We start from the raw sequence: 5,513 nt of genomic DNA on the forward strand, positions 1-5,513 counted from the left end.
CTGCAGTACCGGCCCGACACCCTCGACGGCTTCATAGCCGGCACCGGCCTGACCCTCGACACCCCAACGTCACCCTGACGAGCCGAAGTCAGTAAGCCGAGGTGGTCGGTGATCTCGCCCTCCAGGGCGGCCTCCAGCACCCGCTTGGTCAGCTGCTGCAGGAGACCGCCCTGACCGGTCAGCTTGATGCCTCCGGCGCGAGCCCGGTCGACCAACTGCCCGATCAACTGCTCGTCCAGCACGTCCGGCGCGAGCTCGACCGGCCAGACCTCTTCAACCGCCTCAGCGGAGACGATCACGTCGCTCATCAGGTGTTCTCTCAAGATCGGGAGTTACACCGAAGACCGTACAGACCCTCCCGCCGCCTGACGGCGACGGGACGCAAGCTCAGACCCCATTTCCCAACAGTGTCACTTGGTGGGGCCACGCCGGGTACCTGGTCGTTCCGCGTCCGTGCCCCCGCACCGGGACCGTTGCCGCCTGGGACCCGGTGCACGGGGACGGTCAGCTGCCGATGACCAGCTTCCCGTTGTCGACCTTGACCGGGACCGAGGGCAGCGGGGAGGAGGCAGGTCCCTCGGAGACCGAGCCGTCGGCAATCTTGAAGGTGCTGCCGTGGCAGGGGCACTTGATGAGTCCGCCGGAGACGCTGGAGACGGTGCAGCCCTTGTGGGTGCACACGGCGCTGAAGGCCTTGTACTGTCCCGCGGACACCTGGGTGACGACGACCTTGGCGGCCGGAAAGACCACGCCACCGCCTACCGGCACGTCCGTCGCCTGGCCGAGGACGGTACTGCCGCTGGACATCGACGGACCCGTCGCACCGCTTGACGCGGGAGCGCCGCCGGCGTCATCGGACGCTGAGGAACCCATGGCGGCGGGAGTGGGGGCGTCGTCGGTTCCCATCGCGGTGGATCCCGTCGACGCGGACGATGAACAACCGCACAGGGCCAGTGCGGCTGCACCGCCGATACCGGCCGTTCCGCAGAGCATGGCACGGCGGGTGGGTGCAGTCTGCTGCGCTTGGGTAGTCGTGCTCTCGGGCATGGGGAAGCCTTTCTCGAAGTCGGCGGGTCATGAGGAGCGCCAGGACGGTTGCGGTGGGCGGACTGGCGGAGAGGAGGCGAGGGTGAGCTGTTGTTGCACTGGGGTGAACATCTCGGCCTCTGCGGGCCCCGGAGCGGGGAGCCGGCAGCGTGTTGCCCATCTCGACGGCGTGGACCAGGTGTTCCACCCGTCGGGGTGTGGAGTCGAACCACTCGTTGGGCCACCGGGCCACGTCGCCCGCTGCCACGATGTCAGGCACCTGACGTCCGATCAGATCCACTGCGTGGCAGGTGGTGTCGCAGAGCACGCCGTCGGTGACGTCCGGTCCGCTGCCCTCCAGCCGTTCGGTGCGTGGCACGCTACCCAGCCCCAGGACGACGAAGTCGGCGTCGATCATCTCGCCGCCGTCCATCCGGAGGCACGGCCCTGAGCCAGTGTCGGTCCATTCGCTGATGTTCGCGCTGAGCCGGACGTCGCCTCCGGCCCAGGCCTGGATGGGGTTAGCGGCACCGGAACATCGGCCTTTCCTTTCTTGGTTTCCGTGGAAATCCGGGAAAGCGGGAGAAAGCAGGTCCGCCCGGGCAGAGGAGGACCGACTGGTCCGATCGTAGGGTCATTTTGACGCGGGAATCCGTGAGTACAAGTGCCGCTAATCAACGCATAAGGTTGCGCTGAACCGTCGGGAGGCCGGTGGTTCACCGGCTCGAAGGGGCGACGACGAACCAGGCCGACCTGCCGCCGACCACGTCACCCAGGGGTGCTTCAAAGTCAATGCCGGGAGGATGAGGATAGGGCCGCGAGCAGGCTCTCAAGGGCTGGGGCAGAGTGCGACAGCGATCGCTGTTGTTACTCTTTGTAGTGGCTTGTCGTTCTTGGTCTCGTTGCAGGCGAACTTGGACCGGCTGCGTTTCACGCGGCGGGGAAGGATCCGGGGACGCCGCTGTTGGGGTCCTGGGGCTCGGGGGTCATCCAGCAGATCCGCTACGGCTACGACACCTTCGGCGCACGCAGCATGACCAGCATCGTGTCCAACGCCCCGGCCAACCCCTCCGGCTTCACAGGGGAGCACACCGACCCGACCGACAACCTTCTGAACCTGCGCGTCCGACTCGGACACCACCGCATCGATCACCACGGTCTCGAACTCACTACTCATGGATCCGCCTCCGTTCCTCGCCGACGCGCCGTTCACGCCGACCCCCAGGAGACCGACGGACCGGACCCCGATAACAAAATCCACAGAACGGTTCTCGTACCCGGCCCGCCGGCAGCGGTCGGACACGCGTCGCACGGCCGCCGGGTGGGTGTCGTGGTGGGGTGTGCGGCCGAGTGGACCTCACGTACGGGCGCGCCGGAACGTCGCGGCAGTGGGTGGGGGATCTCCCGGCGGGACGGTGAGTCGGCCACGGGCGAGCTGCTCGGCCGGCTGAACCGAGTCCTCGGCCCGGCAGACGAACGTCGGGCCCGTGGCTGCGGCGATACGGCCGGCGCCGACGGCGGCAGCGTTGCGCGGCGGTCGGTACCGGCCACCGTGCGCGCCCACGGCTCGCGACGCAGAAGGCGCCTGTTCGTCGGGGCGGCCGCGTGCTGTGGCCGCCCCGACGGTGTGCGGACGGCCTGGACTCAGTTGGAGAAGTCCTGGGTCATCCAGACGGTACCGTCGGCGTCCCGGCGGACGGCGATGTGCCGATGTGGGTGAACGAGGTGCTCAGGATGTTCTTCCGGTGGCCGTCGTTCGGCGGCTGCTCGTTCAGCATGTCCTCGGCGTCGCGGTGGGGGCGGGGGCCGATGCGGCCGGCGGCGACGATGCCGACGGGTGCTGGGGGGTGTGTGAGGGCAGGGCCGGGCAGGCTGTGGACGGCGCGGTGGATGCGTGGGCGGACGCTGCGGTCGGCGCCGCGGAGGCCGTCGGTGCGCCCGAAGCGGTGGGCGCGGCGAAGGCCCGCGGGGAGCTCCGGCGGCCGGGGGCGTTGCCGGGGGCGTAGGCGTCGTGGTGCTGCGCCGGGGCGGTGGCGGGCGCCGTGGGACCGTGGGGGTGATGGTGGGGGTGGCGGAGAGAGGCGGCGGAGCTTCCGCTGGCGGTGATCAGCGGCATGGCCAGGCCGACGCCGACGACTCCGGCGGTGGTGGCCAGGCGCGGGACGTGGCTGTGGCGCGGTCGACGGTGTCGGCCACGGTGGGAAGACGGCATGGTGGACCCCTCGGCGACGCCTGCGGGGTGAGCTGTCGGGTTCGGGCGCGAGGTAGCCCGGCCGCGCATGAGCGGCTTCACCCCTAGCCGTGTCCTGGCAGGCCCGTTGAACGGGCCGAGCGGGCACGGCGCTTTCCTGGGTCCCCCGCTCCTGCCCGATGCAGAGCTCGACGTCCTGCTGGCCGGTGGGCAGGACTCGACGTCCCGGCGGCAGGGTCCGCAGATACGAACGCCTGAACTTAGGCAAGCCGGATCGGCGATCACAAGACGTTGTCATCCACGTCGCACAAGCCCGGCGACTGACGCTCCGTCAAAAGAACTGTGCTCAAATGCCCAAAAGTCATTAAATAATTTATTTGATCAGAAAATCGCTCTTATCATGACGTTGCGGCACCGACCCGGCCCCGCGCCACGTCGCCGACACCGTCTACGCAGGCGTCGGCGGCTACGGCGTCGCGGTGCTGGTCGAGCGTCTCCAGGCCGAGCGCGCACTGGCGCCCCGACGGGGTGGTGATCAGTACGGCCTCGGGTTCGAGGGCCTTCGCCGATTCGGCGAGGGCCCTCGGACACCTCGACCCGATCCGCTGGCCAACGGGCTGGAAAGGGCTCAGCGCCTCCGGAGCGTCGTCAGCCTGCCTGGCTGCCCAGTCCCAGCAGGTAGGAGATGCGCGGGCGTCGGGGCGGATCCGCCATCATCATGTCCGTCAAATTCCTGTAGATACGGCCGTCGACCTCCACCGGATCTCCCGCGCCGCCGTTCATGCTCCGGAAGGCCAGTCGGGTCAAGGGGGCCCACCGGTTCTCCAACGCGATTCCGAACGCTCCCAGAGTCGTCTGCCAGCCGTTCCCGTCGTTTTCGCCGCCGTTCCTGATGGTGTTCGAGATGCGGTTCTGGATCCACCCGAAACGGGCTGCCTCCGAAGTGGCCTGGACGATGTTCGCAAGGTTCAGCCGGTAGTTTTCACGGGTGTTGTAGTTGAACCCGGTCAGTCCCATGAACTGGTTGCGCAGGTTCGGCCCGATGTACGAGGTATTCGCACGGGCGTTGTTGACGTCCAGGCCGCCGTTCTGGTAACTCCCCGAGTAGATGGTCGTGAAGAGCTGTCGGCCGCCCCCGAAGTTCCGTGTCAGCTCGGGCTGGGCGTCGTTGAACCTGTAGTTGCTGCCCGCCATCCTGAAGCCGTCCAGGTAGAGGTTGTTCGTGCGGTAGAACAGGCTGAGGAACTGGTTGCCGTTGTCCGTGATCCGTATCTCGATGTACCGCCCCACTTGAGCCTCGGTCCTGCCGAGAACGCCGCCGTGGTCGGCGTCGACCGTGTAGCCGGTCAGTTGGCGAAGCTCCCTCACCATGTCGTCGTAGCGTTGGGCAGCCAGGGCGCCTCCTTGCTGGAGGGTGGTGATGTCCCAATACATGACAGTCCATGTCTCGGTGGTGTTTGCGCGGGCGGACGGGGCCGCAGTCAGCTGGATCAGCCCCAGCAGCGCGGCAAGGACGGCGATGGCCGCCCTGGGCCACTTCATGGACAACAGGTTCAAGGTCATGCCTCTCTTCGGGAACCGGCCCGTGTCGCAGAACGAAACGGGCCGGGTCTGTGGAGATGTCCACGCTAATCACAGCCGCTAACGCTCCACTAATGCTCAACAAACTCTCCGTCAACACCCGTGTGTCACAGCGGAGTCGCTCTGCCTGGCGGCCGGTCCCAAGCCGACGGCCCGGGCAGGCGACAGTCACGTGATCGGGCGGACAGGTCCTGGCGGCTCGGCTCGTGTCGGATCCCCTGGAGCGCGAGACCAGATGCAGTACCGCCCCCGCGGAGGTCGTAGACGACTGCCCTGCAGGCATCGGGCTCGTTCCCGACATCGACTGACGAGCGGCACTACTCGGTCGCGTCCCGTGCGGTGGTGGAATCGCCGTGTGCTGACGTTCCCGAAGCGTGGCTCCCGGGCCGCGGTTCGCGGAGCGGGACCGCCGCCGTCTTCGGCGCAGCCATCGGCGGGAGAACAGGCCCTCAGCCGTGCGTCCTGGTCGGCGGGTTGGCAGCCGGTCGGCCGCCGACCAGGGCCTACTTCGGGATTGGGCACTCTGGGCCTGCTCGACAGATGGATTTCACCCACGCCAGGAGGCTGGGGCGCCGCTCCTGGCGGGCGCCTCCGCACGCAGGGCGTCACGTGGCTGGAGCCCTGAGAAGCCGTGATCAAAGCGCTCTTGGGGCTTGAGGGCCGGACGGAGATTCGATTCTCGGTCCCGTTCGGGTGATCGCGTGCCGGCCGGCGC

Annotated in this window: 3 protein-coding genes, 1 pseudogene and 1 riboswitch; all 4 genes and pseudogenes read right to left on the minus strand. The window is 68.1% G+C overall.

Translation table 11 applies throughout. The features are described from left to right. Window positions 1-308, minus strand: a pseudogene (locus ACWC9T_RS40550) (hypothetical protein); the annotation flags it as partial. A 196-nt stretch (window positions 309-504) separates the two neighbouring features. Then, window positions 505-807 carry a Rieske (2Fe-2S) protein gene (locus ACWC9T_RS40555; protein WP_449826045.1) on the minus strand — a complete coding sequence of 101 codons (303 nt, stop codon included), beginning with the start codon at window positions 805-807 and terminating at the stop codon, window positions 505-507. Between the two features lie 43 nt (window positions 808-850). Beyond that, on the minus strand, window positions 851-1,618 hold the full coding sequence (locus ACWC9T_RS40560) for an FAD-dependent oxidoreductase (RefSeq protein WP_449826047.1): 768 nt from the start codon (window positions 1,616-1,618) through the stop codon (window positions 851-853). A 1,622-nt stretch (window positions 1,619-3,240) separates the two neighbouring features. Further along, window positions 3,241-3,421: riboswitch (cyclic di-AMP (ydaO/yuaA leader) on the minus strand. Between the two features lie 444 nt (window positions 3,422-3,865). Further along, window positions 3,866-4,780, minus strand: a complete 915-nt coding sequence (locus ACWC9T_RS40565; protein ID WP_449826046.1) for a ribosome-inactivating family protein — start codon at window positions 4,778-4,780, stop codon at window positions 3,866-3,868. Window positions 4,781-5,513 lie beyond the last annotated feature (733 nt).

It is taken from the genome of Kitasatospora sp. NPDC001159 (assembly GCF_053598235.1).